28 protein-coding genes are annotated in these 26,145 nt (G+C 69.6%); 17 read left to right on the forward strand and 11 right to left on the reverse strand.

The window, feature by feature from the left end:
* Window positions 1-33: 33 nt before the first annotated feature.
* Window positions 34-1,077, forward strand: coding sequence for a hypothetical protein (locus tag N787_RS14975; RefSeq protein WP_156968980.1), 1,044 nt, complete (start codon window positions 34-36; stop codon window positions 1,075-1,077).
* Between the two features lie 131 nt (window positions 1,078-1,208).
* Here the strand turns inward: N787_RS14975 and N787_RS10235 are convergent, their stop codons facing one another.
* Genes N787_RS10235 through N787_RS10245 form a run of 3 tightly spaced genes read right to left on the reverse strand, consistent with a single transcriptional unit; the run spans window position 1,209 to window position 3,955 of the window.
* Complete coding sequence (locus N787_RS10235) at window positions 1,209-1,466, reverse strand: hypothetical protein (RefSeq protein ID WP_034213526.1); 258 nt, start codon at window positions 1,464-1,466, stop codon at window positions 1,209-1,211.
* Window positions 1,466-2,776: a hypothetical protein gene (locus N787_RS10240; RefSeq protein ID WP_034213528.1), complete on the reverse strand. Its 1,311-nt coding sequence runs from the start codon at window positions 2,774-2,776 to the stop codon at window positions 1,466-1,468. Before N787_RS10240 ends, N787_RS10235 begins: the two co-directional genes overlap by 1 nt.
* Window positions 2,777-2,785: 9 nt before the next feature.
* On the reverse strand, window positions 2,786-3,955 hold the full coding sequence (locus N787_RS10245) for an SPFH domain-containing protein (RefSeq protein WP_034213531.1): 1,170 nt from the start codon (window positions 3,953-3,955) through the stop codon (window positions 2,786-2,788).
* 219 nt (window positions 3,956-4,174) lie between these two features.
* Here N787_RS10245 and trmY point away from each other — a divergent pair, with 219 nt between their 5' ends.
* A complete protein-coding gene (gene trmY, locus N787_RS10250; RefSeq protein ID WP_034213534.1) occupies window positions 4,175-4,768 on the forward strand; it encodes a tRNA (pseudouridine(54)-N(1))-methyltransferase TrmY in 594 nt (197 codons plus the stop codon).
* Window positions 4,769-4,776: 8 nt separating this feature from the next.
* Here trmY and N787_RS10255 read toward each other — a convergent pair whose 3' ends face one another.
* The 3 genes from N787_RS10255 to N787_RS10265 form a co-directional block, all read right to left on the reverse strand.
* Window positions 4,777-5,682 carry a PD40 domain-containing protein gene (locus N787_RS10255; RefSeq protein ID WP_034213537.1) on the reverse strand — a complete coding sequence of 302 codons (906 nt, stop codon included), beginning with the start codon at window positions 5,680-5,682 and terminating at the stop codon, window positions 4,777-4,779.
* A 71-nt stretch (window positions 5,683-5,753) separates the two neighbouring features.
* A complete protein-coding gene (locus tag N787_RS10260) occupies window positions 5,754-7,601 on the reverse strand; it encodes an amidohydrolase family protein (RefSeq protein WP_034213552.1) in 1,848 nt (615 codons plus the stop codon).
* Window positions 7,602-7,668: 67 nt separating this feature from the next.
* A complete protein-coding gene (locus tag N787_RS10265; protein WP_034213554.1) occupies window positions 7,669-8,736 on the reverse strand; it encodes an OmpA family protein in 1,068 nt (355 codons plus the stop codon).
* 134 nt (window positions 8,737-8,870) lie between these two features.
* Here N787_RS10265 and N787_RS10270 point away from each other — a divergent pair, with 134 nt between their 5' ends.
* From N787_RS10270 to N787_RS10290, 5 genes are all read left to right on the forward strand, one after another.
* Entirely contained in the window at window positions 8,871-10,310 is a 1,440-nt protein-coding gene (locus tag N787_RS10270; protein WP_052575365.1) for an SPFH domain-containing protein, read from the forward strand.
* Window positions 10,311-10,462: 152 nt separating this feature from the next.
* Window positions 10,463-10,759 carry a type II toxin-antitoxin system MqsR family toxin gene (locus N787_RS10275; RefSeq protein WP_034213556.1) on the forward strand — a complete coding sequence of 99 codons (297 nt, stop codon included), beginning with the start codon at window positions 10,463-10,465 and terminating at the stop codon, window positions 10,757-10,759.
* 1 nt (window position 10,760) lies between these two features.
* Window positions 10,761-11,162: a type II toxin-antitoxin system MqsA family antitoxin gene (locus tag N787_RS10280; RefSeq protein ID WP_034213559.1), complete on the forward strand. Its 402-nt coding sequence runs from the start codon at window positions 10,761-10,763 to the stop codon at window positions 11,160-11,162.
* A 30-nt stretch (window positions 11,163-11,192) separates the two neighbouring features.
* Window positions 11,193-11,513 (forward strand): quaternary ammonium compound efflux SMR transporter SugE, encoded by a 321-nt coding sequence (sugE, locus tag N787_RS10285; RefSeq protein WP_034213562.1) that lies wholly within the window; start codon window positions 11,193-11,195, stop codon window positions 11,511-11,513.
* A 9-nt stretch (window positions 11,514-11,522) separates the two neighbouring features.
* Window positions 11,523-12,467, forward strand: coding sequence for an alpha/beta fold hydrolase (locus tag N787_RS10290; RefSeq protein WP_084590753.1), 945 nt, complete (start codon window positions 11,523-11,525; stop codon window positions 12,465-12,467).
* Between the two features lie 18 nt (window positions 12,468-12,485).
* On the opposite strand, the gene N787_RS10295 is transcribed toward N787_RS10290, so the two are convergent.
* Window positions 12,486-12,842 (reverse strand): DUF1428 domain-containing protein, encoded by a 357-nt coding sequence (locus N787_RS10295; RefSeq protein WP_034213565.1) that lies wholly within the window; start codon window positions 12,840-12,842, stop codon window positions 12,486-12,488.
* Window positions 12,843-12,968: 126 nt separating this feature from the next.
* On the opposite strand from N787_RS10295, the gene N787_RS10300 reads away from it, so the two are divergent.
* The 7 genes from N787_RS10300 (at window position 12,969) to N787_RS10330 (ending at window position 19,490) form a co-directional block, all read left to right on the forward strand.
* Window positions 12,969-13,541: a CIA30 family protein gene (locus N787_RS10300; RefSeq protein WP_211252157.1), complete on the forward strand. Its 573-nt coding sequence runs from the start codon at window positions 12,969-12,971 to the stop codon at window positions 13,539-13,541.
* A gap of 95 nt (window positions 13,542-13,636) precedes the next feature.
* On the forward strand, window positions 13,637-14,557 hold the full coding sequence (locus tag N787_RS10305; protein WP_034213568.1) for a M14 family metallopeptidase: 921 nt from the start codon (window positions 13,637-13,639) through the stop codon (window positions 14,555-14,557).
* Complete coding sequence (locus tag N787_RS10310; protein WP_034213570.1) at window positions 14,554-15,633, forward strand: DUF1615 domain-containing protein; 1,080 nt, start codon at window positions 14,554-14,556, stop codon at window positions 15,631-15,633. Before N787_RS10305 ends, N787_RS10310 begins: the two co-directional genes overlap by 4 nt.
* Before the next feature lie 70 nt (window positions 15,634-15,703).
* Complete coding sequence (locus N787_RS10315) at window positions 15,704-16,348, forward strand: peroxiredoxin-like family protein (RefSeq protein WP_034213573.1); 645 nt, start codon at window positions 15,704-15,706, stop codon at window positions 16,346-16,348.
* Window positions 16,349-16,431: 83 nt separating this feature from the next.
* On the forward strand, window positions 16,432-17,679 hold the full coding sequence (locus N787_RS10320) for a PA2928 family protein (protein ID WP_034213576.1): 1,248 nt from the start codon (window positions 16,432-16,434) through the stop codon (window positions 17,677-17,679).
* 126 nt (window positions 17,680-17,805) lie between these two features.
* Window positions 17,806-18,954: an NAD-dependent epimerase/dehydratase family protein gene (locus N787_RS10325; RefSeq protein WP_034213580.1), complete on the forward strand. Its 1,149-nt coding sequence runs from the start codon at window positions 17,806-17,808 to the stop codon at window positions 18,952-18,954.
* Between the two features lie 296 nt (window positions 18,955-19,250).
* Entirely contained in the window at window positions 19,251-19,490 is a 240-nt protein-coding gene (locus N787_RS10330; RefSeq protein WP_034213582.1) for a hypothetical protein, read from the forward strand.
* Window positions 19,491-19,494: 4 nt separating this feature from the next.
* Here N787_RS10330 and N787_RS10335 read toward each other — a convergent pair whose 3' ends face one another.
* Complete coding sequence (locus tag N787_RS10335; RefSeq protein WP_052575366.1) at window positions 19,495-20,646, reverse strand: OmpA family protein; 1,152 nt, start codon at window positions 20,644-20,646, stop codon at window positions 19,495-19,497.
* Between the two features lie 151 nt (window positions 20,647-20,797).
* On the opposite strand from N787_RS10335, the gene N787_RS14725 reads away from it, so the two are divergent.
* Entirely contained in the window at window positions 20,798-21,676 is an 879-nt protein-coding gene (locus N787_RS14725; protein ID WP_034213584.1) for a transporter substrate-binding domain-containing protein, read from the forward strand.
* A 9-nt stretch (window positions 21,677-21,685) separates the two neighbouring features.
* On the opposite strand, the gene N787_RS10350 is transcribed toward N787_RS14725, so the two are convergent.
* From N787_RS10350 to N787_RS10360, 3 genes are all read right to left on the reverse strand, one after another.
* Window positions 21,686-22,777 (reverse strand): sensor domain-containing diguanylate cyclase, encoded by a 1,092-nt coding sequence (locus tag N787_RS10350; protein WP_052575367.1) that lies wholly within the window; start codon window positions 22,775-22,777, stop codon window positions 21,686-21,688.
* Window positions 22,778-22,873: 96 nt separating this feature from the next.
* Window positions 22,874-23,434, reverse strand: a complete 561-nt coding sequence (locus N787_RS10355) for a BLUF domain-containing protein (RefSeq protein WP_034213587.1) — start codon at window positions 23,432-23,434, stop codon at window positions 22,874-22,876.
* 90 nt (window positions 23,435-23,524) lie between these two features.
* Window positions 23,525-23,860, reverse strand: coding sequence for a YkgJ family cysteine cluster protein (locus N787_RS10360; protein WP_034213590.1), 336 nt, complete (start codon window positions 23,858-23,860; stop codon window positions 23,525-23,527).
* A 193-nt stretch (window positions 23,861-24,053) separates the two neighbouring features.
* Between N787_RS10360 and N787_RS10365 the strand changes: the two genes are divergently transcribed.
* Together N787_RS10365 and N787_RS10370 are read left to right on the forward strand one after the other, a co-directional pair.
* Window positions 24,054-24,911, forward strand: a complete 858-nt coding sequence (locus tag N787_RS10365) for a PA4780 family RIO1-like protein kinase (protein ID WP_034213593.1) — start codon at window positions 24,054-24,056, stop codon at window positions 24,909-24,911.
* A gap of 105 nt (window positions 24,912-25,016) precedes the next feature.
* Window positions 25,017-26,145, forward strand: a 1,129-nt coding sequence (locus N787_RS10370) for a GGDEF domain-containing response regulator (protein ID WP_034213596.1), incomplete at its 3' end; no start/stop codon positions are given.

Here is a 26,145-nt window from a genome sequence, read left to right on the forward strand (position 1 = left end):
CAGGGCGTGTTATTCAGATGATCCCTAAGGAGAATGAGGAGGCTCACTCTTTCCAAGGCGCCACAAATCTTGCAGGAAAGTCTTTTTGTTTTTCTTTTTAGTGCGCTTGACTATTTTGTTGCGGACCTGCTAAGGGCGTTGTTTGGTAAGAAGGAGCAGCTGTTCCATGCCTTAGATCGCCAAGTTCAGTTTAAAGATCTGATCGCGGCCGAAAGCCTTGATTCGGTTAAGAAGGCGGTTCTTGATTCGGAGATCGAGGCCGTTCTGCGGCAATCGTACGCTGATCAATTCAAGTGGCTAGAGACGTTTTTCGGCATCAAGCTTCGCGAGTGGAATGGCTGGCCGAGATTTATCGAGGCGAGTCAGCGGCGGAATCTTTTTGTGCATTGCAACGGTGTGGTTAGCGCTCAGTACCTCCAGGTCTCAGACTCGGCCGGCCATGTGTTTGAATCGCGTCCTCTGATCGGGCAGCGACTGTCAATTTCTGACGATTACTTTCGTAAAGCGACCGAGATAGTCATGGATGTGGGGGTGTTTCTTGCTCACACTCTCTGGAGAAAGGTTCTTCCGGACGAGCTTTCGGCTGCCGACAACGCACTCAACAACCTGATTTACGACATGCTTAAAGATGAGGAATGTGACGTCATCCGGATTGCTGATTTCAGAATCAATCAGCGAAACAATAGTTCTGACCTGAGCAAAAAAATTGCCACTATCAATTTGTGCATCGCGCTGAAGGGGTCGGGCTCCGATGCATACAAGCAGAAGCTTGAGGCTGTCGATTGGTCTTCATCCTTGCCCGAGTTTAAGTTGGCCTGTGCGGTTTTGGAGTGTAGATGGGGGGATTCTGTTGAGCTCATGCACAGGATAGGGATGAAAGGGGAGATTCTTAATGAGCTTTCCTATCATGCTTGGCCATTGTTTCGCGAGTTTCGTGGAGAAAGACAGTTCCTCGACAACTATGCGCTGATTTATGGTCGCCCGTTCGAGCGTGCGGCTGAGGATGTGTTGGGTGAGGAGGCGGTTCAGCTAAAGGTTGATACGGCTGCAGTCGATGCCGGCGTGCCTGCTGCTTAGGTCCCGTAGCAAGGACTCGCAGGTACCACGCCGGGCAATTTGCTCGCCAACCAATACGCTACAGGCAGCTTATCTGGCCCAACTTTATAGGCGGATGACTGCTGCCTCCGGGCCACATCCAGCAGGCCTGGCTAGCTTGAGCCGTTGACTCGCCGGACGCGCGTGCGATACGTCTTCACGTTGTCGCCGGCTATGCGGCTGTTCCGCACCCCCTCCACGTCACCGGTCTTGACGTCCGTACCCGTCACGGGCTTGGCATCCACCGCCGTCTCCCGCTCAAACGCATGCGACTTGTCAGTATTCCGGTAATACCGATAAATCGCCCAATACAGCGCCGCCGCCCCGGCCGGCCCAAGCGCAAGCAGCCACGCACCATTGTCATCGCTCATCAGTTCGCTCCCAGCAGTAGGGCGATCACGATGCCCTCGATGAAGGTGCCGGTCGTCATCGCCGCCAGCAGCAACTTCCAGTGCTGCACCGGCACGCTGCCCATGGTTTCGCCGGTGCGGCCGTTCACCGCGATGTAGTGCAGCATGCCGCTGCCCGGCTGCTGGTAGCTGTAGAGCCACACCGGCAGGTACATGGCCACCCAGCGGGTGCCGTGTACGTCCAGGCTTTCTTCTTCCCAGCGCACGCCGCGGTCGTAGCGGCTGACCGAGGGCTCCACCTGGTGGCGGGCGATGGACAGCAGCTGGTCTTCCAGGCGGGGTCGCAGGGCCTCGACGTCGGTGTCGCGCTTCTCCGAGCTGAAGCCCGAGAGGTAGCTGGCGTTCCACTTCACCGCGTTCTTGGTGTCGAAGGGCAGGATGGTGTTGATGATGTTGTTGGTGTTGACCTTGGTGTCGAGCTTGCTGCGCTCGCGCGAGGACTCCAACGGCAGGTCGTCCACGGTGAAGTCCACGGCGCGGCGCACGGCGTACACGTCGGCGTCGTAGTAGGTCTTCTTGTTGTTGCCGGTGCCGCGGGTGTATTCGCGGGTCTTGATTTCGCCGTGGCCGGACACTTCGGCGCTGGCCCGGCCGTCCACGATCATGTAGGGCATGTAGACGCCCACCACGTTCTCGGGCGTAAACTGTTCCTTGAATTCCTTCAGCGCGAACATCCTGCGCTTGCCCACGAACTGGCGGATGTGCGCCACCGCGTCGTCCTTCTTGATGCGAAAGGGCAGCACGGCATCGGGAACGGCACCATTCGCCACCTGTTCGTTCACGCCGAAGACGTGGCGGCACCAGTGGCAGCGGGCGGTCATGTTGCTTTCGGTGTTCACCGTGACCTCGGCGCCGCAGCCGGTGCACTTGAAGCTCATCAGGTGCGAGGCGTCGGCGGCAATGGCCTGGGCGCCGGAGGCAATGATGGTGCCCGTCAGCGTGTCCAGGCCTTCGCCCAGCCCGAAGGCTTCCTCCACGCCCTCGCCATGCCACTCGTTGCGGCAGTACAGGCAGATCAGCATGTCCGTGCCGGGCCGCTGCTTGATGTCGGTGGCGCCGCACTTGGGGCAGTGGTTCTGGCCGTCCTTCAGTTCCTCGGACGCGGTGTCGATGGCGACCGGGTCGGGCGCCAGCACTTCGTCGCGGATGGCCTTGGGCAGGGTGGCCGGATCCACTGGGAACGTGCCCGGTTCCGGCGGCACGTCCTGCGGTGAGCCCGGCCCGATGCCCGGGGGCAGGGGAGGCGGCGTGGAGCCCGTGTTGTTAGACATGGCGGCCGCTTACAGACCCAGCGCCTTGGCCTTGGCCGCGTCGTAGTCGGCCTGGGTGATCAGGCCCAGGTCCAGCATTTCCTTGGCCTTCTTGAGCTTGGTGATCGCGTCGTCGGCCGCCGGTGCCGCGGGCGCGGCCGGGGTGGCCGGGGTGGCCGGCTGCTGCAGGCTGCCGATGCCGCCCATCATGCCGCCCGCCATGCCCAGGCCCACCAGGCCGGCGGCGCCGCTGTTCTCGCCGGCGGCCTGCATGCCCGCGGCCACGCTGGCCTGCAGGTTGGAGTTGCCGCGGCTGCCCGACAGCGCGTCGGCGCGCTGCACGGTCTTGAGCAGTTCCTTGGTGTTGGCGTCGTACTCGATCGAGACGATGGCGGTCTTGACGATGAGCAGGCCGCGGTCGGTCTTCCACTGGTAGGCGTTCTCCACCGCGTCCGACAGGCTCTTGGCGAAGCCCACCGAATCCTGCTGCAGCTTGGTGATGCGGTTGCCCTTGGCCGGGTCGTTCGAATACAGGCTGAAGGCCGGCGCCAGCGAGCCCACCACTTCGTTGAACAGCTGGCCGGCCGCGGCGTTGTCGATGTCGGTGAAGTCGAACACCTGGCCCGGCTGCAGGTACTTGGCCGGTACGAAGTTCTTCACGAACAGGATGGGGTCGGTGATCTTGAGCGTGTACGAACCTCGCGTGACCGCGCCGACCTGCGTGTTGAGGAAGGCGTCGTCCCAGTAGATTTCCGACTGGGTGCCGAAGCGGTTGTCCGGCAGCTCCTTCAGCGAGACGAAGAAGGCCGCCTGCTGGCTGCCCGGCTGGCCGCCGAACTTGAAGCGCTCCCAGCTCTGCTTGATCAGCGGGCTGACGATGCCGTCGCCGGCGAAGATGGACTTGGAGTTGTCGTCGTCCGAGCGCCACTCGTAGCCGCCGGGTTCCGCGACGAAACCGGTGATCGCGCCGTCCTGCATCAGCAGCAGGCCATAGCCTTCCGGCACGATGATCTTCGAGCCGTTGCTGATGATGTTGCTCGAGCCCTTGGTGTTGGCCCCGCGCCCGGCATTGGTGCCCTGCGGCACCGCCGCGAACAGCGCCGCCGTCGCCGGCAGCCCGGCCGGCACCGTGTAGAAGTCCTTCCATTGGTCGGCCAGCATGCCGCCGACCGCACCCGCCACTGCCTGCACAAGACCCATGTTCGTTCTCCGCGTTTCGTGGCCGGTACCGCACCAAGCCTGTGCGGACTATACCGCCGGCATGTGGCACGCAACGACTGCCGTTCGTCACCAAAGGGCGGCCGCCGTGCGGTGGCCGGATATGCGCGGCAACTTCGTTGCATGGCAGATTCCGGCGGCATGGGGCCGGAACCGCCGGTCTCGACAGCGTCGCGCCTCGCCCCTGAGAATGGCGGCCTGATGCGAACCTTCGTCCTCCGCGCCCGCGCCGCCCCCACCGATTCGCAGAAGCTGCTGGCCGGCGTCGGCCAGGAGGCCCACACCGAGATCCTGGCGCACACGCTGATGAACGCCATCTTCGTGGCCCAGTCGCATCGGGCCGACGTGGTGGTGTACCTGGTGCTCGAGAGCACGCAGGACTACTCGCGCACCGTCCGCTTCGAGGCCGCGGCCATGCACGCCATCGGCGGGTTCGACGAGCGGTCGCTGCTGGGCAAGGTGGCCGCCGCGCTGGACGCCTCGCGCGGCATGGGCAAGGAGGAATCGCGGCCGGTGGAGTCAGGCGTCACGGTGCGCACGATCAGCTTCGAGAAGCTGGTGCAGGAGCTGGCGGCGGACCATCAGCTATTCGTCATGGACCCCAAGGGCACATCGATCCGCGAGCAGGCCTTTGGCGAGAAGCCGTGCTTCCTGCTCACCGACCACATCCCGATGCCCAAGAACACCTTCCACACCCTGGACCGAATGGGTACCAAGCGGATCTCGCTGGGCCGGAAGATGCTGTTCGCCTCGCAGTGCGTGGTGCTTATCCACCACGCATTGGACGAGGCTTGAGCTAACGCTCAGGGGCGGATCGTTGCCTCGAGCGCCTTCGTCAGTTCGTCGGCCGAAAGGGCGACTACATCCGCGCGTCCTTCGGCGTTTTCCCGCTGGCTAGCCCAGTAAAGCGTGCGCCCATCGGCCGTAAATGCCGGGGTGAAGTCCATGCCGGGCGCATTGAACGGTGCTGGCAGCCGGATGGCCTCAGACCAGCTGTCGCCCCGGCGCACTACTGCGAACAGGTCGGGCTCACGCAGGTCGCCGCGCACGCTCCAGAACAAGGCGGTGCTGCCATCCGGCGAGAAGGTCAGGTCGCCCTGTACCTGGCCTTCGTTGAAGGGCGCGGGCATGGCTTCGGCCGGGCCGATGCCGTCGGCCAGCACCGGGGCGCGGTAGATCGCGAGGGGCGCGGGCCCGCCCGGGCGCGTGCTGTTGAAGTACAGCGCGCCGTCGTGGACTTCGGGGCCCAGCTCTTCGCCCGGGCTCGAGGCCGCGGCCAGGTGTTCGGGTTCGCCGACGCGCCCATCGACAAGCGGCGCGCGCCACAAGTCCATGTCCTTGCGGTCGTCCGCGCGGGACGGCGCCGGGCGATCGGAGACGAAGTACAGCCAGGCGCCGTCCGGCGTCAGCCAGGGATCGGAGTCGCGGCCGCCGGGGCGCGGGCTGAACACGGGCTCGGGCGCCGACCAAGGACCCTCTTCGCGCGTCGCCATCAGCACCTGCGCGTTCTCGAAATCGCCGGTCGGCGAGCGGCCGAAGACCAGGCGGCGGCCGTCGGCGGTCAGCGAGAGGTTGTCGTTGGCTTCCGTGGACAGCCAGCCGGCGCCGGTGGGCGTCGGCGTGGCCGGGCCCGGGTCGCCGGGCTGATGGGGTGCGACCTCGGCGGCCGCGACGGACAGGGTGAGCAGCAGACCGGCGGTGAGGGACATCAGGTTGACCTTGCAGGGGCAAAGGCGCGCAGTGTCACCCGGCGTGACGGGCAGGGCCCGGGGCGTCCGGCCTAAGGACTTTCGTCACGGGCGGGTGCCGATCCGGCGGCGGGCACGGTCGTCACGTCCACCTTCTGCTGCAGCTGCATCAGCAGCGGATCGCCCGGCGCGATCGCCAGCGCACGCGCGGTCAGCCGCCGCGCGGCCGGCAGTTCGCCCCGTTCGAAGCGCGCCTGCGCCAGCGCCGAAAGCAGGTCGGCGTCGGACGCGCCCGTGGTCTCCAGCCAGTCCTCGAATTCGGCGATGCGCCCGCGGTCGGGGCCGTTCGCCAGGGCCATGGGCACCGCGTAGTAGGCGTTGAACAGGCCGCAGTCGGCCTGTTCGGGCGGGGCGGGGCAGCGTGCGTCGTACGCGGCGATGGCCGCGTCCAGGCCGTCCTGCGCCGCCGCGGCGCCCATGGCGTCGGCCACGGCGGGCGCGGCGACGATGCGGGCAATCCGGTCCAGGCCCGCCTCCCGTGGCGAAGAATCGATCCATTTGCCGCCGATGGCGAAGCCTTCGATGCGCGTGGTGTTGCTGATGTCGGCGAGCGGGTCGCCCTGCACCAGCACCAGGTCGGCCAGCGCGCCGGTGCGCACCACGCCCAGGTCGTCGCGCCCCATGAACCGCGCCGCGCCGCTGGTTGCCGCCTGCAGCGCGGCCAGCGGCGGGAGCCCGGCCTCGACCATCAGCGCCAGCTCCTCGTGCAGGCTGCTGCCGGGGAAGACGTAGGGCATGATCGTATCGCTGCCGGCCAGCAGCGGCACGCCGGCCTCATGGAGTTCGCGGGTTCGCGCAAGGCAGTAGGCATCGCGCCGCTCGTTCACGGCGAAGTCCGCGGCCACGGCCTCGGGATCGTCCTTCGGCCACCACGAGGCCCAGAAGCCCTGCATCCAGCCCGGCACCAGGCGCATGCGCGGGTCAGGCGTTGCATCGGCGTCGAGCCGGCCCTTGCGCGCCCGCCAAAGGATGCAGGTGGGCGTTTGCCAGGTGTCGTTGCGCTTGAGGACCTCCGCGAGCGCAGCGAACTGGGCCGGGTCGAAATCGTCGTAGGCGGCGTGGTGGATGGCCGCGGTCTCCTGGCGCTTGGCGCCGGAGATGCCCTCGTTGTAGGCCAGGTCCTGGTGGTAGGCCAGCCAGCGCGCCTGCAGCGCGGCGGGGTCGCGTGCGGTCCACACCATCATCGAATGCAGGTGTTCGAAGCTGCGCTGCGTGCCGCCCTCGGACACCTCGCGCCAGTCCATTTCAATCGGCACGTGGCCCTCGATGCGCACGCTGGCCCGGCGCGCTTCGTCGCGCAGCGCGAGGTACGCGGCTTTCGGCACCTGGTCGTACACCTTGAGGAAATCCGCGCGCGACGCGGCCACGATCCTCACCGTTTCGCGGGCGCTGGCCTCGTCCACCACTTTCATGGCGGGCGGACTGGCGGGCGTGGGCCCGTCCACCAGCGGGCTGGCCAGGAACACGCGCGGTGCGGCCAGCGTGCCTTCGATGCCCTTGGCGCGCGTGGCGTACTGGCCCGAATAGCCGCGCATCTGCCGCAGGCCGGTCACGCCGTGCAGGGTGAACACCGGCAGCGTGGCTTCGTCATACCAATGCGCGTGCATGTCCCACAGCCCCGGCATCAGCCAGCGCCCGCGGCCGTCGACGCGGGTGGCGCCCGGCGGGCCGGTGCGCTCGCCGGCGGGATGCAGGGCAACGATGCGGTCGCCCGCCACGAACACGTCCTGCGGCGGCAGGCGTCGCCCATCGACGGTGTCCACCACGTTCACCGACTCGAACACCAGCGTGGTGCCGGCCGGACCCTCGAGACTGGCGCAGCCGGTGGCCAGCGCCGCGGCGAGCAGGACGCCGGCAGGCAGACGGGCGGGATTCGTCATTGTCTCGATCTCCGTGTGAATGGGCGGGCCCGGGTGTCTCCCGTTCGCGGGCCTTCGGCGCGGGGCCTCAGCGCTTCACCAGCTCCACGCGCCGGTTCTTCGCCCGGCCGTCCTCGGTGGCGTTGTCGGCAATGGGCTTGTCCAGGCCTTCGCCGCGCGCGGCCAGCCGCGCTTCGTCGATGCCGTGGTCCTCCACCAGCGAGGTCACCACCGCGTCCGCGCGGCGCTGCGACAGCTTCAGGTTGGCCGCGGCGTCGCCCACGTTGTCGGTGTGGCCGACCACGTCCAGCTTCAGCGCGGGCTGGGCCTGCAGCAGCTTGGCGATCTGCGCGATCGTTTCCACCGACTCGGGCTTGAGCGAAGACTTGTTGGTGTCGAACTGGATGCCGTACAGCGCGATGCGGCCGTCGGCGTCCAGCGCCTTGGCCATGTCGTCGGAGGTCACGGTGACCATCTTGCGCTCGCGGGCCTTGGGCGACACGGCCACCACCAGCACCGCGGTGCGGTCGTGCAGGGCATCGCAGTAGGTGCGGTCGCCGATCTGGAAGGTGACGATGCCGAGCGTGCGCTCGCCGCCGCTTCCGTCGGGCAGGGTGGCCAGCGCGTAGTGCTGCTCCCGCGGGGTGGAGCCGCTGGCGCACCAGCCGTTGCTGAAGTTGGCGTCCTTGCGCCGGGCCTGCGGGTAGAGCTGTTCGATCAGGCCCTGGTTGCCGCCGCCGTGGTCGTTGCCGTTGAGGTCGCCGCCGCAGTCGGTGTCGCGGCAGCGCCAGAGCACCTGGCCGCCGCCTTCCTCGACCACGTCGAGATAATTACGCATCACCTCCAGCGGCGAACGCTCGGCCGGGGCGACGTAGAGCAGGCGGGCGTACTCGCCCTCGACCTCGCGTTGCTGGTCGGCGCGGAAGACGTTGTTGTTGTAGGCGTCGGTCTGGCCGGGCACGCGCTTGAGCACCGAGGCCGGGAAGGCCACCGCATCGAAGCCGCGCTGCTCGTGGCTGACGATGAAGCTGCCCTCGTAGCGCTGGAGCCAAGCCGGGTCGCGGGCGCCCTCGAGGTCGGCCGTGGGCTCGGTGGCGTCGCCCCAGGCCTGGGTGGCGGCGAACAGCAGGCAGAGCAGGGCGGGCAGGCGGCGCATCGGGCGGTCCTCGGGTCGTGGGCTACCCACGCGATAACGTAAGCGGCATCGGACACGGGACAGCGAAATCGCGCCTTGGCGGGCCACGCGCCGCCCGTATACTGGCCGTCCTTGCCCTCCACGCGGAACCGCCCATGCTCGCCGGAACCTCGCTCGTCCTGATCGCCCTGCTGGGCGCCGCCGGCCTCGTTGCCGTGATGGTTTTCTTCTGGGTCATCGCCCTGCGCCGCGTGGTGCCGGTGAACGAAGTGCACATCGTCCAGACCCGCAAGGACACCGTGTCCTACGGCAAGGGCTTTGCCAGCAACACCTACTACGAGTGGCCCTCGCGCCTGCCGCTGGTCGGCCTGACGCGCGTCACGCTGCCGGTGTCGAACTTCTCGATCGACCTGCCGGACTACGCGGCCTACGACAAGGAGCGCGTGCCCTTCCTGGTGCACGTGATGGCCTTCTTCCGCATCAGCGACTCCAACACCGCCGCCCAGCGCGTCGCGTCGTTCGATGAACTCAAGGAGCAGCTGACCGCGATCGTGCAGGGCTCGGTGCGCACGGTGCTGGCGGCGCACGAGATCGACCAGATCATGCTCGACCGCAGCCGCTTCGGCGAAGCCTTCACCAAGGAAGTGCAGCCGCAGCTGGGCGGCTGGGGCGTGGAGGCCATCAAGAACATCGAGCTGATGGACATCCGTGACGCCAAGGACAGCGACGTCATCCACAACATCATGGCCAAGCGCACCTCCGGCATCGAGCGCGAGTCGCGCCTGGTGGTGGCGGACAACAGCCGCCAGGCCGAGATGGCCGAGATCGCCGCCAAGCGCGAGATCGAGATGTCGCGCCAGCTGGCCGCCGAGCAGGTGGGCCTGCGCACGGCCGAGAAGGACAAGAACGTGGGCGTGGCCAACGAGCAGGCCGCGCAGCAGGTGAAGGTGCAGCAGCGCGAGACCGCGGCCAAGGAAATGGACGTGGTGCAGGTCAAGACCGTGCGCGGCGCCGAGATTTCCCGCGAGGCTGCGGTGATCGCCGCCGCCCAGGCCAAGGACGTGGCCATCGTCGAGGCCGACGCCGCCAAGCAGGTGGCCGTGGTGTCCGCCGAGGGCAACAAGCAGGTCTCGATCGTGGTGGCCGAAGGCCAGAAGCAGCAGACCGTGCTCACCGCCGAAGGCCAGCTGGAGGCCGCCCGCCGCAACGCCGAGGGCATCGCGCTCGAGGGTAATGCCAAGGGCCAGGCCGAGACCGCCATCCTGATGGCGCCGGTGGACGCGCAGATCAAGCTGGCCGAGAAGATCGGCAGCGACCAGGGCTACCAGAACTACCTGCTGGGCATCCGCAACATCGAGGCGGCGCAGGCCGTCGGCATGGCCCAGGCCGAGGCGCTCAAGACCGCCGACGTCAAGGTCATCTCCAACGCCGGCACCCCTGGCAAGGGCCTGTCGGGCGTCATGGACCTGTTCTCGGCCGACGGCGGCACCGCCATCGCCAGCATGCTCGAGGGCCTGGCGCAGTCGCCCGAGGGCAAGAAGATGCTGGAGAAGTTCGTGAACAAGCCGGCGGCCAAGCCGGAGCCCAAGGCTTGATTTTCGCGCTGTCCCGCTTCGCTACCCGTTGCGCGCGGGTCGGCGCGAGGCCCAGGCCTTCGCCGACCCACCAGTGGTGACTTTCCCGATACCTCGGTTCGACAATCCGCCGGAGACTGATTGCCACGATTAACCTAATGGGTTAACTTGGCATGGAGAAGGGCACGCCTCATTTCAGGCTGTCGGTGGTGAAATGGCTGCTCCAGTCTGGCCAGGTCAGGACCACGATGAGTTCGATCCAGGGAGCGCAGGCACTGGGCCTGGACCGGGCTGACATGCTCGCCGTGGTCGAGGCGCTGTCATCGCGCGACTTCCACAAGAGCATGACCACGTACGCGGATCATCGGCTTTGGCAGGACGTCTACCTGCCAATGACGGACATGGGGCGGCTTTACGTGAAGCTGACGGTGTCTGACGGACTGCTGATCATTTCGTTCAAGGAGGCCTGAGATGAAATGTCCGGTTTGCGGCGAAGCGGAACTGGTTCGCCAAACCCGGGATCTTGTCCACGCCTACCGGGGCGAGGAGACCAAGCTGCGTCGTGTGACGGGTGATTATTGCCCGGCATGCGGCGAGGTGGTCCTGGATGCCGCCGAGGGCGAGCGCGTGAGCGCCCTGGTCGGCGAGTTCAACCGGCGCGTCAACGCCGGCATTGTCGATCCTTCCTTTGTCGCCCGAGTCCGGCGCAAGCTACAGCTCGACCAGCGTGAGGCGGCCGAAATCTTCGGCGGCGGGGTGAACGCCTTCTCGCGGTATGAAACCGGCAAGGCACTTCCTTCGGTGGCCCTGGTCAAGCTGTTGAAAGTGCTGGATCGCCACCCAGAGTTGCTGGATGAAGTTCGCGCCGCCTGAGTGGCGCGCCAACCACAAGGAATCCTTGCCATGAGCTGGCTCATCCTGTTTCTCGCCGGGCTGTTCGAAGTCGCCTGGGCCGTGGGCCTGAAGTACACCGAGGGCTTCACGAAGCTTTGGCCCTCGCTCGGCACGGGTCTCGCGATGGCGGTCAGCCTGTGGCTGCTGGCCGTCGCGATGAAGGACCTGCCGCTGGGCACGGCCTATGCCGTGTGGGTGGGCGTGGGCGCGGTGGGCACGGCCATCCTGGGCATCGTGCTGTTCAATGAACCGGCCAATGCCGGCCGGCTGGTCAGCCTCGCGCTGATCCTGGCCGGCATCATTGGCCTGAAGCTGGCCACGCCGGGCTGAGGATTGAAGATGGTTCGAGTGACCGTGGCGCGCCCGCTGGCGCACCAGGCGGCCGCGGCGTGGGTGCAGGGACTGGCGCAGGGAAATCGCGTGACCGCTTTCGAGCAAGCTGCCACCTTCGTGCTGCCGTTCCGCGGCCATCGCCTGCACGTGCGGCGGGGCGGGCAGGGGCCGGCGCTGTTCCTGATCCATGGCTTCCCGACCTCGGGCCGGGATTGGCGCGGGGTGTGGCCGGCGCTGGCGCGCACGCACGAGCTGTTCGCGCTGGACATGCTGGGCTTTGGCGCCTCCGCAAAGCCGCGCGTTTTTGAGTATTCGATCGCGTCGTCCGCCGACCAGTGGGTGGCGCTGGCCGAGGCCACCGGCGTGCGCGAGGTCGCGGTGATCGCCCACGACTACGGCGACACCGTCGCGCAGGAGCTGCTGGCGCGGCAGCGCGAGGGCGCGCTCGGGTTCCGCATCACCTCGGTGGTCTTCCTCAACGGCGGCCTGTTCCCCGAATCCACGCGCCCGCTGCGGATCCAGCGCCTGCTGGCGGGTCTGCTGGGCCCGCTGCTGGTGCGCTTCGTCCGCGAGGCGCGCTTCAAGGCCAGCCTGCAGCGCATCTGCGCCCAGCCCTGGCCCGAGGGTGAGCTCGACGAAGCCTGGCAGGCGCTCATCCGCGCCGGCGGCAAGGCGGTGATGCCCAAGCTGCTGCGCTACATCGCCGAGCGTCGCGAGCACCGCGCCCGCTGGGTCGGCGCGCTGCAGCAGGCCGGCGTGCCGGTCGCGCTGATCAACGGCATCGAGGATCCGATCTCGGGCGCGGGTATCGTTGCCCGCTGGCGCGAGCTGCTGCCTGGTTCACGCGTGGTCGAACTGCCCGGCGTCGGCCACTACCCACAGGTCGAGGTGCCGGAGCAGGTCATCGAAGCGCTGGACAGCTTCCGCAGCCTTACGCCCGGTCGGTTTTGACGGTCCGCGGCGGCTGGGTCATTCGATGACGACGACGGGCGAGAACCCGCCGAAGATCATGCGGGCGCCGTCGAAGGGCATCGGGTTGGCCGCCGGGTCCATGCGCGGGTCCGACATCATCTTTTCCATGGCCGCGTCGCAAGTGGCGCGGTCGGGCCATTCGATCCACGAGAACACCACGGTCTCGTCGTCCTGGCACTTCACCGCGCCGTAGAAGTCGGTCTGCTTGCCGCGCGGCACGTCCTCGCCCCAGCACTCGAGGATGCGCAGCGCGCCGAACTCGATGAACAGCGGGTCGAACTGGCGGGCGTGGTCGATGAACTTTTGCTTGTTGGCGGTCGGTACGGCGATCACGAAACCTTGGACGTAGTTCATGGCGCGTCTCCGGGGGGCGGAGCCTCGAGCCTAGCGCTGCCGGCATCACGCCGCCACTGCCGGCCCGTCACGCGCCTCCGACGACGCGGCGGCTGAAATACGGGTTCGCACCGACGGAGCGCTTCGTTGACACGGATCCCTGCCATCCTCTGCCTGCTCGCGCTGTCGGTGCCCGCCGCGTCCGTCGCCGCCCCGGAGCCCCCGATGAAAACCCTGATGCGCTTCGATGGCGCCCCCGAGGAGCCGCGCTGGGTGGCGGTGAACGACGGCGTGATGGGCGGGCGCTCCAGCGGCGGGCCGGAAGTGGCGGCGGGCCAGCTGCGCTTCACCGGCGTGCTGTCGCTGGAGAACAACGGCGGCTTCTCGTCGGTGCGCACGGTGGGCCGCGATTTCGATTTCACCGGTGCGAAGAACGTGGTGCTGCGGGTGCGCGGCGACGGCCGGCGCTACCAGCTGCGGCTGGCGACCGACGCGCGCTTCCGGGGCATCACGGTGTCCTACGGTGGCGAGTTCGCCACCCAGGGCGGGCGCTGGACCGAGGTGCGGGTGCCGCTGTCGGGCCTGCGCGCCAGTGCCCACGGGTTCGCGCTGCTGGGCCCGCCGTTCGAGCCCTCGCAGGTGCGCGAGATCGGCCTGCTGATCGGCGACAAGCGCGAGGGGCCGTTCGCGCTGACGGTGGACTGGATCGCCCTGGAGTAGTCCGCTGCAACGGAGCGGGCCAGTCCGCGATGGCGTCGCGCGAAAGGCGCGGTGCTAAAGTCACGGGCAACGTCTTGGACCAAGGATCGACCGCCGTGCACCCGCCCGAAACCTATCCCATCGGCACCCCCGGCCAGCCCTGGGGCGCCACCGAACGCGCCGCCTGGCGCGCCCGCCAGGCCCGCCAGCGCAGCTATGCCGACGACGTGCTGCTGGCCATCGATCGCCTGCGCGATGCCTTCGACGTGCAGCAGTACGGCACGCTCGACGTGGGCGACGACGGCCGCTTCCCGCTGTACGCGCTGCGCAGCCGCGACTGGCGCGAGGACCTGCCCAGCGCCCTGGTCACCGGCGGCATCCACGGCTACGAGACCAGCGGCGTGCACGGCGCGCTGCAGTTCGCACGGCAACATGCGAAGGACTACGCCGGCCGCCTCAACCTGCTGATCGTGCCTTGCGTCAGTCCGTGGGCCTACGAGCGCATCCAGCGCTGGAACGCCGAGGCCATCGACCCGAACCGCTCGTTCGGGCCCGACGGCCAGGCGGCGGAGTCGGCGGCGCTCAAGCAGCTGGTGGCGCCGCTGCGCGACCGCTTCCTGGTGCACATGGACCTGCACGAAACCACCGACAGCGACGAGTCCGAATTCCGCCCGGCCAAGGCCGCGCGCGACGGCCAGGCCTTCGAGCCGGGCGAGATTCCCGATGGCTTCTACACCGTCGGCGACACCGAGGACCCGCAGCCGGCCTTCCAGCAGGCCATCATCGCCGCGGTGGCGAAGGTGACCCACATCGCGCCGGCCGACGCCAAGGGCGAGATCATCGGCTCCCCGGTGGTGGCGCACGGCGTCATCAACTACCCGTGCCGCGAGCTGGGACTGTGCGCCAGCGTCACCACCGCGCGCTTCCGCAGCACCACCGAGGTCTACCCCGACAGCCCGCGCGCCACGCCGGCCCAGTGCAACGACGCCCAGGTGGCGGCGGTGCGGGCGGCGCTGGACTTCGCATTGGCGCGATGATGCTCCGGCGCTGGCTGGCCCCGTTGGCGCTGGCGGCACTGGTGGCCGGCTGCGCCACCACGCCGCCGGGCCCGTCGCCCGAGGTCGTGCGCCGCGACCTCGAGCGCCGCATCCCGGCCAGCGTGCCCGACCGCGCCGGTTGGGCCACCGACATCGAGGTGGCGCTGCGCACGCAGGAGATCGCGCCCACGCCCGAGAATGTTTGCGCCGTGCTGGCGGTCATCGAGCAGGAGTCCGGTTACAAGGCGGATCCGCCGGTGGCGAACCTGCCCGCCATCGCCCGCGGCGAACTGGAGCGCCGCGCCGCCGCGCTGCGCATCCCGAAGTTCGCGCTCAACGCGGCGCTTCGGCTCGAATCCACCGACGGCCGCAGCTACGGCGAGCGCCTGGACCGCGTGCGCACCGAGCGCGAACTCAGCGAACTCTACGAAGACCTCACCGGCCGCGTCCCGCTGGGCCGGCAGCTGCTCGATGGCCGCAACCCCGTGCAGACCGGCGGCCCGATGCAGGTGTCGATCCCGTTCGCCGAGGCACGGGCCGAGACCTACCCCTACGCCATCGAGACCAGCATCCGCCGCGAAGTGTTCACCCGACGCGGCGGGCTGTACTTCGGCATCGCCCACCTGCTCGGTTACCCGACGCCGTACCTGCGCAAGGTGCACCGCTTCGCCGACTTCAACGCCGGCTGGTACGCCAGCCGCAACGCCGCCTTCCAGCAGGCGGTGGCCTACGCGACCGGCCGCGAACTGGCGCTGGACGGCGACCTGCTCGCGCCCGGCGCGCCGATGGGCAAGCCCGGCGAGACCGAGCGCGCGGTGCGCTCGCTGTCGGCCGAACTCGGCCTCGATGATCGGGGCATCCGCAAGCAGCTGGAGCAGGGCGCCAACCTCGGGTTCAACGACACCCTGCTGTTCCGGCGAATGTTCGAACTGGCCGAGCGCCGGGCCGGCCGGCCACTGCCGCGCGAGATCATCCCGGGCATCAAGCTCGCGAGTCCCAAGATCACCCGCGACCTCGACACCGCCTGGTTCGCCACCCGCGTCTACGACCGCTACCGGCGCTGCCTGGCGAAGTAGGGCCGCGAACCTTTTCACCCCGTGCTTGCCTCTTGAGGAGTTCACTAGCTCTGTTCCCAGGAGAAACCCCATGATCCGCCGCGCCCTTGCCGTCCTCATGCTCACCCTCGCCGGCACCGCGCCGGCCGCCGAACTCGCCGCCAGCGCCGACCAGGTTCGCCCGATCCTGATGGGCTCGAACCTGCCCGACATTGCCCTGCGCACCCTCGAAGGCGAGGCCACCACGCTGGCCCGCCAGGTCGGCGGCAAGCCCGCGATCCTGGTCTTCTACCGCGGCGGCTGGTGCCCTTACTGCAACCTGCAGCTGAGCGACCTGCGCCTGATCGAGGACCGCGCGAAGGCGCTGGGCTACCAGATGATCGCCATCAGCCCGGACCGCCCGGAGGAACTGGCGAAGACGCTGGACGCCGGCGACCTGACCTACACGCTGCTGTCCGACAGCCAGGGCCACGCGATGAAGGCCTTCGGCATCGGCTTCCGGGTGGACGCGGTGACGGTGGCGAAATACCTCGCCTTCGGCATCAACCTCGAGACGGCGTCGGGTTCGAAGGAAAACGCACTGCCGGTGCCCTCGGTGTTCATCGTCGACGGGGAGGGCGTGCTGCAGTTCGGCTACACGCACCCGGACTACACGATCCGCATCCCGGGCAACGTGATCCTGGCGGCCGCGGAGGCCATCGCCGAGCGCAAGGACCGCCTGCAGCCCAAGCGCTGAGCCCGCCGCGTGCGGCCCGGTTGGCCCGGGCCGCGTCCCGTTGCCGTTAACCCCGGGGAACGCCAGCGATCCCGGGATCCGACATGCCTGCCATCCTCCGCCTGCTGATGCTGCTCGCCGCGCTGGGCCTGTCCGCCTGTGGCGGCGGAACGCGCCTGGAACCGCGCGAAGTGCAGGGCTACGCCGCGCTGGTGGACGATGGCGGCCAGCCGCGGCTGTGGCTGCTGACCCGGCAGGAGGAAACCCGCGAGTCGAGCAACCCCACGCGCCGCGGCCCTTCGTCGCGCAAGCTGGTGCTGGTGCACTTCGACCTGCACGCCTTCGATCCGATGACGGCGCGGCCGCTCTGGACGCGGCGCGTGCACAGCTTCAAGGCGCAGGATGGCCTGGTCGGCCCGGTGGTGGGCTCCACGGTGCGCGGGCGGCTGCTGGGCCAGGACGGTGACCGCGTATGGCTGGTGATCGGGCGCGATCCACGTGCGGTGGCGACCTCCGACGGACGCCTGCTCGATGATGCCGAGTGCATCGTCACGCGCCATCCGCAGCTGGCCGGGATGCTGCCCGAGGATCCGCAGCGCTATGGTTTCGACGCCGGACTCGTGTTCATGGCGGCCGATGCGTCGCAATACGCGGTGCGCGGTCCGGGGGGCGCGCTGTCCGCGTATACGCCGCCGCCGAAGCCGGCGGTGATCGTTGGCCACGAGGCGGCGAAGGTGCCGCTGCGGCCCACCGGTGACTGGCCGCTGCGCCTGGTGGATTTCGGCGGGCGCTGGCTGGGCCTGTTCACCGGCCCGGAGGCGGAAGACGCCGCGGTCGATCCGTTCGGGCGGCACCTGGCGTTCCCCTACACCGTCATCGACGAGGGCGCGCTGGCCCGGCGCACGCTGTGGTGGGGCACGGTGGAATCGGTGCAGCCCTTCGACGAGCGCTTCGACCGGCTGACGGCCATGACGGCGCTGGAGGGCAGCCCGACCTTCCTGCGCGGGCGCTTCGTGCGCCAGCCCGGCAGCGACCTGCCGCTGGCGCCGCCGGGCGCGCCGGGCCTGCTGGTCTGGCACAACACCCGCATCGACCGCGAGGGGCGCCTGGCCATGACGCGCCTCGATGGCGCGCTGGCGCGGGCCTGGACCCGCGAGCTGCCGCTCAGCGATTCACCTTCGAACGCGCACCTGCCGACCTGCGTCTGGACCCTGCCGGAGCGACTCGTGGTGGTGGGCGAGCTGGCCACCACGCAGGGCGAGCGGGTGCTGCGCGAGGTGCACGTGGTGTCGGTGGATCCGGCCACGGGCGAGCTCGCGGCCTGGAACGTGCAGCGCGGCGCAGCGCCCTAGGCGCGCCGCCCGGCCCCCCGACTTTCGTCATGCGCGGGCGCGGGGCCGGGCAGGGCAGAGTGGCGCATCCGTCGGGCCCGGAGGGCTGGGGCGGAGTCTCGTCCAATCACCATCCGGGGAAACGCCATGACTTCACGCCGCGACCTGTTCCGCTATGCCGCGCTGGCCACCGCCGCCGCCGCCCTGCCTTCGATCGGCAGCGCCGCCGCGCCCGCCAGCCTTGGCAATGCCATTCCGAAAGCCGCCAAGCCGCTGCGCATCCTGATTCTGGGCGGCACCGGCTTCACCGGTCCGTTCCAGGTGGCCTACGCCCTGGCGCGCGGCCACCAGGTCACCACGTTCAACCGTGGCCGCCGGCCGATCGCCGAGTGGGGCGACCGGGTCGAGCAGCTGGTGGGCGACCGCACCACCGGCGACCTGAAGTCGCTCGAGGGCCGCGAGTGGGATGTCTGCATCGACAACCCCACGACGCTGCCGTACTGGGTGCGCGACGCCGGCCAGGTGCTCAAGGGCAAGGTCGGGCATTACCTCTTCATCTCGACCATCTCGGTGTACGCGGACGGTTCGAAGGGCGGCATCAACGAGGACTCGCCGCTGGCGAAGTACGCCGGCGCCGACGCGATGGCCGAGACCCGCGAAACGCTGATGGCGAACATCGAAGGCCTGTACGGCTCGCTCAAGGCGCTCAGCGAGGCCGAGGCGCGCAAGCAGTTCGGCGACAAGGTGACGATCGTGCGGCCGGGCTACATCGTCGGACCGCGCGACGAGACCGACCGCTTCACCTACTGGCCCAAGCGCATCGCCGAAGGCGGCGAGATACTGGTGCCGGGCGATGGCCAGGATCCGGTGCAGGTGATCGACGGGCGCGACCTGGGCGAGTGGATGATCCGCCTCGCCGAGAGCGGCACGGCGGGTGTGTTCAACGCCTGCGGCCCGGACTACGCGATGTCGATGGACGCCATGGTGCACGGCTGCCACGCCGTCACCGGCGGCCCCGCGACGTTCACCCACGTCCCGCGCGAATTCATCGAAAAGAACGAGGTGGCGCTGCCGATCTGGGTGCCGCGCGAGGGCTCGCCGTACTCCGGCTACGGCGCGGTGAGCAACGAGCGCGCGATCGCCGCGGGCCTGAGCTTCCGGCCGCTGGCGGAGACGGTCACCGACCTGCTGGCCTGGTACCGCAGCCAGACGCCGGAGCGCCAGGCCGAAGTCCGCGCCGGCATCGCCCGCGACAAGGAAGCCGAGCTCCTGAAAGCCTGGCACGCCCAAGCCTGAGCCCTCCCACAAGTCCCGGGCAAAGAAAAAGGGCCGGAAACCGGCCCTTGATCGGGTGTTGCGGTGCGCGGAGCGCGACTCAGCGGATGCTCTTGAGTCGGGCGGCGCGGCGGCGGGCGCGGGCTTTCTTGCTCATGGTCGGGGCCTTGGAGGGATGGAAAGGGCGCGCAGTGTCCCACAAAACGCGGCACGCCGTCGGATCGCAGGCCGCTTGACCCGGGTCAGGGCGCGGCCCGGCCCACTCGGCGAGCCTGTGCGGGCCGGGCGCCATCGGGGCGCCGACCACAGGAGCCAGCATGCAGTACGACATCCATCTCGCCACCCGTTCGCCCGACCTGGCCGCGCTGCGCACCGCGCTGGGCCAGGCCGATCCGGCCGCGATGACCGACTTCGACGCCGGCACCGGCCTGCTTCGGGTCTCGGCCAACCTCAGCGCCTTCGAGCTGGGCGAACTGCTGGCCAACACCGATCCGAAGCTGGTCCCCGCGCAGATCATGGCGCTGCCGTCCACCTGCTGCGGCGGCTGCGGCGGCTGAATTCTCAGGGCAGCCGCACCAGCTCCACGCGGCGGTTCTTCGCGCGGCCGTCTTCGGTGCCGTTGTCGGCCAGCGGCTGGTCGGGGCCGAAGCCCTGCGCCTGCAGGCGGTCGGCGGCGATGCCCTTGGCGACCAGCGTCGCCTGCACGGCCTCCGCGCGCTGGCGCGAGAGCTCGCGGTTGCGCTCGGCGGTGCCGGTGCTGTCGGTGTGGCCGTCGATGGACAGGCGCAGCGCGGGGTCATCCGTCAGCAGGCGATGGATTTCCGCGACCACCGCCGCGGCGTCCGGCCGCAGCGTCGCCTTGTCCACGTCGAAATTGATGTAGAGCGCGATGCGGCCGTCGGCGTCGAGCGCCTTCTTCATGGCGGCGGCATCGATGAAGGCGAGCTTGCTGGTCATGCCCTGGCGCTCGAGCACCACCACCTCGCCGTGCAGCGGGATCGCGCCCGTGCTGACCTGGATCCACCACTCCTTGCCGCCCTGGCGGATCAGGTAGGTGTGGTTCTCGCAGCCGGAACTGGCGCAGGTGCCGTGGTAGTGCTTGTCCACCGCCTCGCGGCCGCCGAAGGCCGCGTTGACCTCGTTCGTGTATTGGACCTGGCTGATTTTCTGGCCGCCGAGCTCGGCGATGGCGTTGGCGTAGTTGCGGTGGAACTCGATGTCCGAGTACTCGCGCTGGTCGGGGTTGGTGAGCTGGAAGCGGTCGCGGAAGACCTTGCCTTCGATCGCCACGACCTTGTCGCCGGCGATCATGTGTTCGCGGTCGAAGTTCTTGTTGCGGTCGCGGTCATCGAGCGTGCTCACCAGGCCTTCGGGCTCCTTGAAGAACGGGAAGGGCGGCAGGCTGGCGGTGGACTCGGGCACGCTGGCGGGATCGAACTCGGCGGGCGGCGTGGGCGCGGCGGTCGCCAGCTCAGGGCCGCCGGGCTCGCCGGGCAGCGGGGTGGCATTGGATTCCACCGGCGGGCTGGCATCCGCGGTGGCCGCGTCGGCGGCGCCCGGTTCGCCGGGCAGGGGTTCCGTGGAAGTCGGGGTGCCCGCGTCGGTCGTCGCAGTGGCGGCGCCGGGGGCGGCATCGGCGGCGGGTGCGGCGTCCTGTTGGCCGCAGGCGGCGAGGAGGAAGGTCGAGGCAAGCAGCAGCGGCAGCAGGCGCATGGGGGGCTCCAGAGGACGGGGGCGGGCTGATGATGCACCGCGCGAGGGGTTTGCACATCCTTCACACGCGCAAGGGGGCGGCCCGGGGCCAGCCCGGCGGCTTGACGGCGCCTGCACGGAATCGGCCAGGCGGTTTGGGTATGCTCGGGCCATGCCGACCGCCCACCTGCGCCGCTGCCCGCCTGGCCTGCTCCTGCTGCTCGCGCTGGCGATGCCGGCGCTGGCGCGGTCCGAGCCGGCCCTGGTCGGGGGCGACCCGAACTATCCGCCGTTCCACTATCTCAACGACCGGGGCCTGGCCGCGGGCCGGGACGTGGAGCTGATCCGGGCGATCGCGGCGGACCAGGGCTTCGAAGTGCAGTTCAGCCTGCTGGAGTGGGGGCGCGTGCTCGGCCAGCTCGAGCGCGGCTCGCTGGACGTGGTGCCGATGTTCATCACCGAGGACCGCCGGGCCCGCTTCGACTTCAGCCAGCCCTTCGCGCGGCGGCACCACCAGGTGTTCGGGCCGCGCCAGGCCGGCCCCGTCGGCGGCATCGAGGACCTGGCGGGCCGCCGGGTCGCGGTGCAGTTCGCCGGCATGGCCTACGAATGGCTGGCCAACCAGGACGCCGGTATCGACATCCGGCCGATCAACATCGAGGACAGCGCCGTGCTCGCCGTGGTCCGGGGCGAGGCCGACTACGCGCTGGTGCCCAGCGACATCGGCGAGCGCGCGATCGCGGTGCACGGGCTGGAGGACATCGTGGCGCTGAGTCCGCCGCTGCTCGAACGCGATTACGCGTTTGGCGTCAGCCGGAGCCGGCCGGCGCTGCGCGAAAAGATCGATGCCGGCCTGGCGCGCCTGCGCGCCAACGGCGGGCTGGCGCGGATCATGGCGGGCGAGGTCGAAGGCCGGGTGGCGGTGGAGCGCCAGCAGCGGCCACTCGAGGCGGGCCGGCGCGGCAGCGTGTCGTGGTGGATCGCCGGGCTGATCCTGCTCGGCATGATGTTCTGGGTCGGCGCGCGGTGGGCGCGCTCGCCCGAGGGCTGAACCGCCCGCTCAGGCGCCTGGTTTCGCCGGGCTGGTAAGCACGGCCACGCGGTTGCGGCCTTCGCGCTTGGCCTCGTAGAGCGCGCGATCCGCGGTTTCCATCCAGTCCGCCAGTTCCATGTCGTGGTCGGCCGCGGTGGCCAGGCCGATGCTGATCGACACCTGCAGGCCGGGTGCCTTGGCAAACCGCAGGTCCGCCACGTCCCGGCGCAGCTGCTCGGCGACGACCGCCGCCGCCGCGGCACCTGCCGGCAGGGCCACGGCGAATTCGTCGCCGCCCAGCCGCCCGGCATGGCCGCCGGGCAGGGCGGCGCGGCGCACGTGCTGGCCCACTTCGCGCAGCACGTCATCGCCCAGCGCGTGGCCGTGGCGGTCGTTGATGTCCTTGAAGCGGTCCACGTCGACCAGCAGCAGCGTCGCGTCGTGGCCCTTGGCGTGGCGGCGGTGCAGCTGGTGTTCCGCCTGCGATTGCCAGTAGGCGCGGCTGTCGAGGCCGGTGAGGGCATCCGTGCGGTTCAGCGCCTCGAGCTGCAGGTTCTGGCGCTGCACCTTGCGCACCAGCTGGTAGCTCGAGAGGCTGACCGCCAGCGAATGGATCACCATGATTGGCAGGCAGGCCAGCACCACCGGCATGGTGGTTTCCGGCGAGAACGCAAAGCCGGTGAACAGCCCCGCGCCCACCAGCCCCGCCGCCATGGCCGGCAGCGAACGCAGCCACAGCCCGCGGATGCCGGCGTTGACCTTGTCGGCCGTGGCCATCGACATCAGCAGCACCGAGGGCAGCACGTTGAAGTGCAGCACCGCGGCGTACGAACCGGCGAGCAGGGAGTCGAACAGGAAATTGCGCAGCTCGGCGAGCTTGGGGTCGCGGCTGCGGATGGCGACCACGAAGGCCAGGTGCGGCCAGACCAGGCAGGCAAAGCCCGCCCACGCCCAGTAGGGCCACGAGGCGTCGCGCGCATCCAGCACCACGACCAGCGGCAGGGCCGCCAGGCCCATGCCCAGGATGCGGAAACGGTAAGTGCGGCGCGGCAGGTTGCGCAGATGGCCGCCGCGACGGTCATCCGCCCCGCCGGGAACCGGAGGCGTGCTGGTGGCCAAGTTGTGGTATCCCCCCTGGATACCAGCCCAGCATAGCCGAGCCGCCGGCGGGGGGAATGGGAAAGATTCGGCCTGCCCGCGCCCGCGCGGCGGACGTCAGCGGGCGACGGCCACCGTGGCCACCACGCCCAGCAGCACCACGCCCAGCACCGCCATCGCGTAGCGCAGGCCCAGGGCAGGCTCCGGGGCCCCGGGCGGCGGGGTCACCACTTCGGCGGCCAGCTTGGCGTCCGGGCCTTCGATCAGCAGGCGGTTCATCGACGCCAGCAGGTCGGCGTCGAAGCTGTAGGGATCGAAGGTGGCGCGGCCGTGCCGGGCCATCAGGCGGCGCACTTCGGCGGCGTTGGGCACCAGCTTCATCGCCCAGCTGGCGAAGCTGCGGCGCGCGATCTCCTCGCGCGCCAGCACCTTGAGGTCGTGGTGGCGCGGGTCGGCGTGCAGCTGCTGGTACAGCGCCTCGACTTCGGCCGCGGGGCCTTCGAGGCACTGGAAGAAGCAGCCATCGCCGAAATACAGCGCGCCCACCAGGCCGCGGCGCGGGTTGTTGCGGCGGGACTGGATCAGGATGCGCGCGACTTCCGGATGGATGCCGGCGCTGCCGTTGACGTCGTCGAAGCGCGCGCGGCTGGCGTAGGTCAGTCGGAGCAGGGAAGGCATGGGGGGCACCTCGTCTTGGAACGGGCGCATGATTCCACGCGCGGCTTCATGGGCACCGTGAAAACCGCGGTTTGCACGCGGTTTTCACCTTCAGGCGGCGGGTTTCACCGGCAGCGGCGCCGGGTTCCGGGCGTGCACCTTGCGTTCGTCGCGGCAGTAGGCGCCACCCATCGCGAACTTGCGGCAGATGCTCGGGCGGGTGTCGTAGATGCCGCAGCGCATGTGCTCGCGATCGAGCGCGGCGCACCAGCCGTCGGCATCGCGGCGCATCACCTCCAGGCCGCGGTGGTCGATGTCCACCAGGTGCGGCGGCTGCACTTCGTCGGGCATCAGCACCACGGTGAGGCGGCAGCAGACGGCTGCGCAGCGGTCGCAGGAAACGGCGGGATCGACGCGCTGGTCGTCGTCACGGAACACGATGGGCATGGGCGGCTTCGGGAATGGCGATCCGGCCCGCGGGGCGGGGCGGTGGCGCGTGGAGGGGGCGAAGCGGAGCCCGGGATCCGGGACGGCGGGACGCGCAGGCGGTTCAGCTGGCGGGCGCAGTCTACACCCTGCCGGGCGCCCCGGCCGGGGCTGGGCCATAATGCCGGCCCGATCCCGGCCGCGTCCGACCTGAATGAAAACCCCGAAGGGCCTGCAGCCGCTGATCGACGACGGCGTGATCGACGAAGTGCTGCGCCCGCTCAAGAGCGGCAAGGAAGCCTCGGTGTACGTGGTCCGCTCCGGCGACGACGTGCTGTGCGCCAAGGTCTACAAGGACATGGGCCAGCGCAGCTTCCAGGCCCGCGTGCAGTACCAGGAAGGACGCAAGGTCCGCGGCAGCCGCCAGCAGCGGGCGATGGGCAAGGCCAGCAAGTTCGGCAAGCGCGAGCTCGAGACGCAGTGGAAGAACACCGAGGTCGACGCGCTCTACCAGCTGGTCGACGCCGGCGTCAGCGCGCCGCGCCCCCATGGCTACCACCACGGCGTGCTGCTGATGGCCCTGGTCACCGACGCCGAAGGGCACAGTGCGCCGCGGCTCGGTGAGGTCGAGTTCGAGGCCGCCGAGGCCGCGCGCTACCACGAGGCGCTGGTGCGCGACGTGGTGCGCATGCTGTGCCTGGGCCTGATCCACGGCGACCTGTCCGAGTACAACGTGCTGGTGTCGCCGGAGGGCCCGGTGATCATCGACTTCCCGCAGGTGGTCAGCGCCGCCGGCAACAACGCCGCGCGGGCGATGCTGCTCCGGGACGTGCACAACCTGCGCGACAGCCTGGGCCGGTTCGAGCCGGCGCTGCTGGCCACGCACTACGGCGAGGAGATGTGGGCGCTGTACGAGCGCGGCGAACTGCAGCCCGACACGGCGCTCACCGGCCACTTCACCTTCGACGAGCGCCGGGCCGACCTGGGCGCGGTGCTGATGAGCATCGAGGACGCCCGCCAGGAGGCCATCATCCGCCAGCAGGGGCGCGAGGCCGCCGCCGAGCAGGACTGAGGCCCGCCCGGGCCCGGTTTGGCCGTTCTGTGACCCCGGTGGTGGGCAGGCCGGGCCGCTTGGTCTAGATTGGGAGGGGTTCAGGGGCCGGTCTTGGGGGCGGGGATGAGCGGGGACTCGGGCGCCAAGGCGCGCATCCTGGTGGTCGATGACTCCAAGCTGATGCGCAAGGCCGCGGTGAAGATGCTGGGCGACGAATTCGACGTCGTCACCGCCGACGACGGCGCGCAGGCCTGGCAGATGGTTGGCGAGGACCAGTCGATCCAGGTCGTGTTCTCCGACCTCAACATGCCGGTCTCCGACGGCTACGAGCTGCTGCGGCGCGTGCGCGCCTCCGCCGACGCCGGCATCCAGACGCTGCCGCTGATCATCGTCACCGGCGCCGAGAACGACGAGGCGGCGCGGATGAAGGCGCTGGACATGGGCGCCACCGACTTCATCACCAAGCCCTTCTCGACCACCGACCTGGTGGCGCGGGCCCGCGCCCACGCCAACAACCAGCGCATCACCCGCCAGCTGCAGGCGCAGGCCACGCTCGACGGCCTGACCGGCCTGAGCAACAAGGCCGGCTTCCTCGACCGCCTGCAGCAGGACATCGCCTACGCCCGCCGGCACCAGCAGCCGCTGTGCCTGGTGCGGCTGGAGATGGTCGATTTCCGGCGCTTCTTCCTCTACCACGGCCGCGAAGTGGCCGAGGCGCTGGTGCTGCAGGTGGCGCGCATGCTGCGCGGGCGCATCCGCAAGGAAGACACCGCGGCCCGCATCGGCCTGGGCGGGTTCGCGCTGTCGCTGCCCGGCGGCGATCCGGCCGGCATCGAGGGCATGATCGGCCGCCTGCGGCTGGAGCTGCTGGGCCAGCCGCCGGTGGACGAGAACGGCGACCCGATCGCGGTCGAACTGGGCGCGGCGGTGCTGTGCCCGGACCTCGGCTCCGAATTAGGCGCGCAGGCGATGCTGGACCAGTGCCAGGCCATGCTCGAGGCGGCGCCGGTCGCGGCCGCGCCCGCGGCCGCCGGTGCGACGCCGGTCGTGCATGTCGAGACCAGCATCGTGCCGCTGGCCGCGCCCGCGTCGGCACCGTCCGCGGCGCCGTCGAACGTGCCCGAGGCCGCGTCGGTGCAGGCCGCATCCGTGCCCGCCGTGCCGGAGCTGGCCGTGCCGGAGCCCACCGTCACACCGGCGTCGATCGCGCCGCCCGAGGCCGTCGAGACCCCGGCGGCCGCGACCGTTCCGG

The organism is Arenimonas metalli CF5-1 (assembly GCF_000747155.1).
GTDB classification, from domain to species: domain Bacteria; phylum Pseudomonadota; class Gammaproteobacteria; order Xanthomonadales; family Xanthomonadaceae; genus Arenimonas; species Arenimonas metalli.

Bases quoted from the DNA above. Each gene is read 5' to 3' on its own strand.
- N787_RS14975 (WP_156968980.1), top strand. From the start codon at position 34: ATGAGGAGGCTCACTCTTTCCAAGGCGCCACAAATCTTGCAGGAAAGT.
- N787_RS10235 (WP_034213526.1), bottom strand. From the start codon at position 1,466: ATGAGCGATGACAATGGTGCGTGGCTGCTTGCGCTTGGGCCGGCCGGG.
- N787_RS10240 (WP_034213528.1), bottom strand. From the start codon at position 2,776: ATGTCTAACAACACGGGCTCCACGCCGCCTCCCCTGCCCCCGGGCATC.
- N787_RS10245 (WP_034213531.1), bottom strand. From the start codon at position 3,955: ATGGGTCTTGTGCAGGCAGTGGCGGGTGCGGTCGGCGGCATGCTGGCC.
- trmY (WP_034213534.1), top strand. From the start codon at position 4,175: ATGCGAACCTTCGTCCTCCGCGCCCGCGCCGCCCCCACCGATTCGCAG.
- N787_RS10255 (WP_034213537.1), bottom strand. From the start codon at position 5,682: ATGTCCCTCACCGCCGGTCTGCTGCTCACCCTGTCCGTCGCGGCCGCC.
- N787_RS10260 (WP_034213552.1), bottom strand. From the start codon at position 7,601: ATGACGAATCCCGCCCGTCTGCCTGCCGGCGTCCTGCTCGCCGCGGCG.
- N787_RS10265 (WP_034213554.1), bottom strand. From the start codon at position 8,736: ATGCGCCGCCTGCCCGCCCTGCTCTGCCTGCTGTTCGCCGCCACCCAG.
- N787_RS10270 (WP_052575365.1), top strand. From the start codon at position 8,871: ATGCTCGCCGGAACCTCGCTCGTCCTGATCGCCCTGCTGGGCGCCGCC.
- N787_RS10275 (WP_034213556.1), top strand. From the start codon at position 10,463: ATGGAGAAGGGCACGCCTCATTTCAGGCTGTCGGTGGTGAAATGGCTG.
- N787_RS10280 (WP_034213559.1), top strand. From the start codon at position 10,761: ATGAAATGTCCGGTTTGCGGCGAAGCGGAACTGGTTCGCCAAACCCGG.
- sugE (WP_034213562.1), top strand. From the start codon at position 11,193: ATGAGCTGGCTCATCCTGTTTCTCGCCGGGCTGTTCGAAGTCGCCTGG.
- N787_RS10290 (WP_084590753.1), top strand. From the start codon at position 11,523: ATGGTTCGAGTGACCGTGGCGCGCCCGCTGGCGCACCAGGCGGCCGCG.
- N787_RS10295 (WP_034213565.1), bottom strand. From the start codon at position 12,842: ATGAACTACGTCCAAGGTTTCGTGATCGCCGTACCGACCGCCAACAAG.
- N787_RS10310 (WP_034213570.1), top strand. From the start codon at position 14,554: ATGATGCTCCGGCGCTGGCTGGCCCCGTTGGCGCTGGCGGCACTGGTG.
- N787_RS10315 (WP_034213573.1), top strand. From the start codon at position 15,704: ATGATCCGCCGCGCCCTTGCCGTCCTCATGCTCACCCTCGCCGGCACC.
- N787_RS10320 (WP_034213576.1), top strand. From the start codon at position 16,432: ATGCCTGCCATCCTCCGCCTGCTGATGCTGCTCGCCGCGCTGGGCCTG.
- N787_RS10325 (WP_034213580.1), top strand. From the start codon at position 17,806: ATGACTTCACGCCGCGACCTGTTCCGCTATGCCGCGCTGGCCACCGCC.
- N787_RS10330 (WP_034213582.1), top strand. From the start codon at position 19,251: ATGCAGTACGACATCCATCTCGCCACCCGTTCGCCCGACCTGGCCGCG.
- N787_RS10335 (WP_052575366.1), bottom strand. From the start codon at position 20,646: ATGCGCCTGCTGCCGCTGCTGCTTGCCTCGACCTTCCTCCTCGCCGCC.
- N787_RS14725 (WP_034213584.1), top strand. From the start codon at position 20,798: ATGCCGACCGCCCACCTGCGCCGCTGCCCGCCTGGCCTGCTCCTGCTG.
- N787_RS10355 (WP_034213587.1), bottom strand. From the start codon at position 23,434: ATGCCTTCCCTGCTCCGACTGACCTACGCCAGCCGCGCGCGCTTCGAC.
- N787_RS10360 (WP_034213590.1), bottom strand. From the start codon at position 23,860: ATGCCCATCGTGTTCCGTGACGACGACCAGCGCGTCGATCCCGCCGTT.
- N787_RS10365 (WP_034213593.1), top strand. From the start codon at position 24,054: ATGAAAACCCCGAAGGGCCTGCAGCCGCTGATCGACGACGGCGTGATC.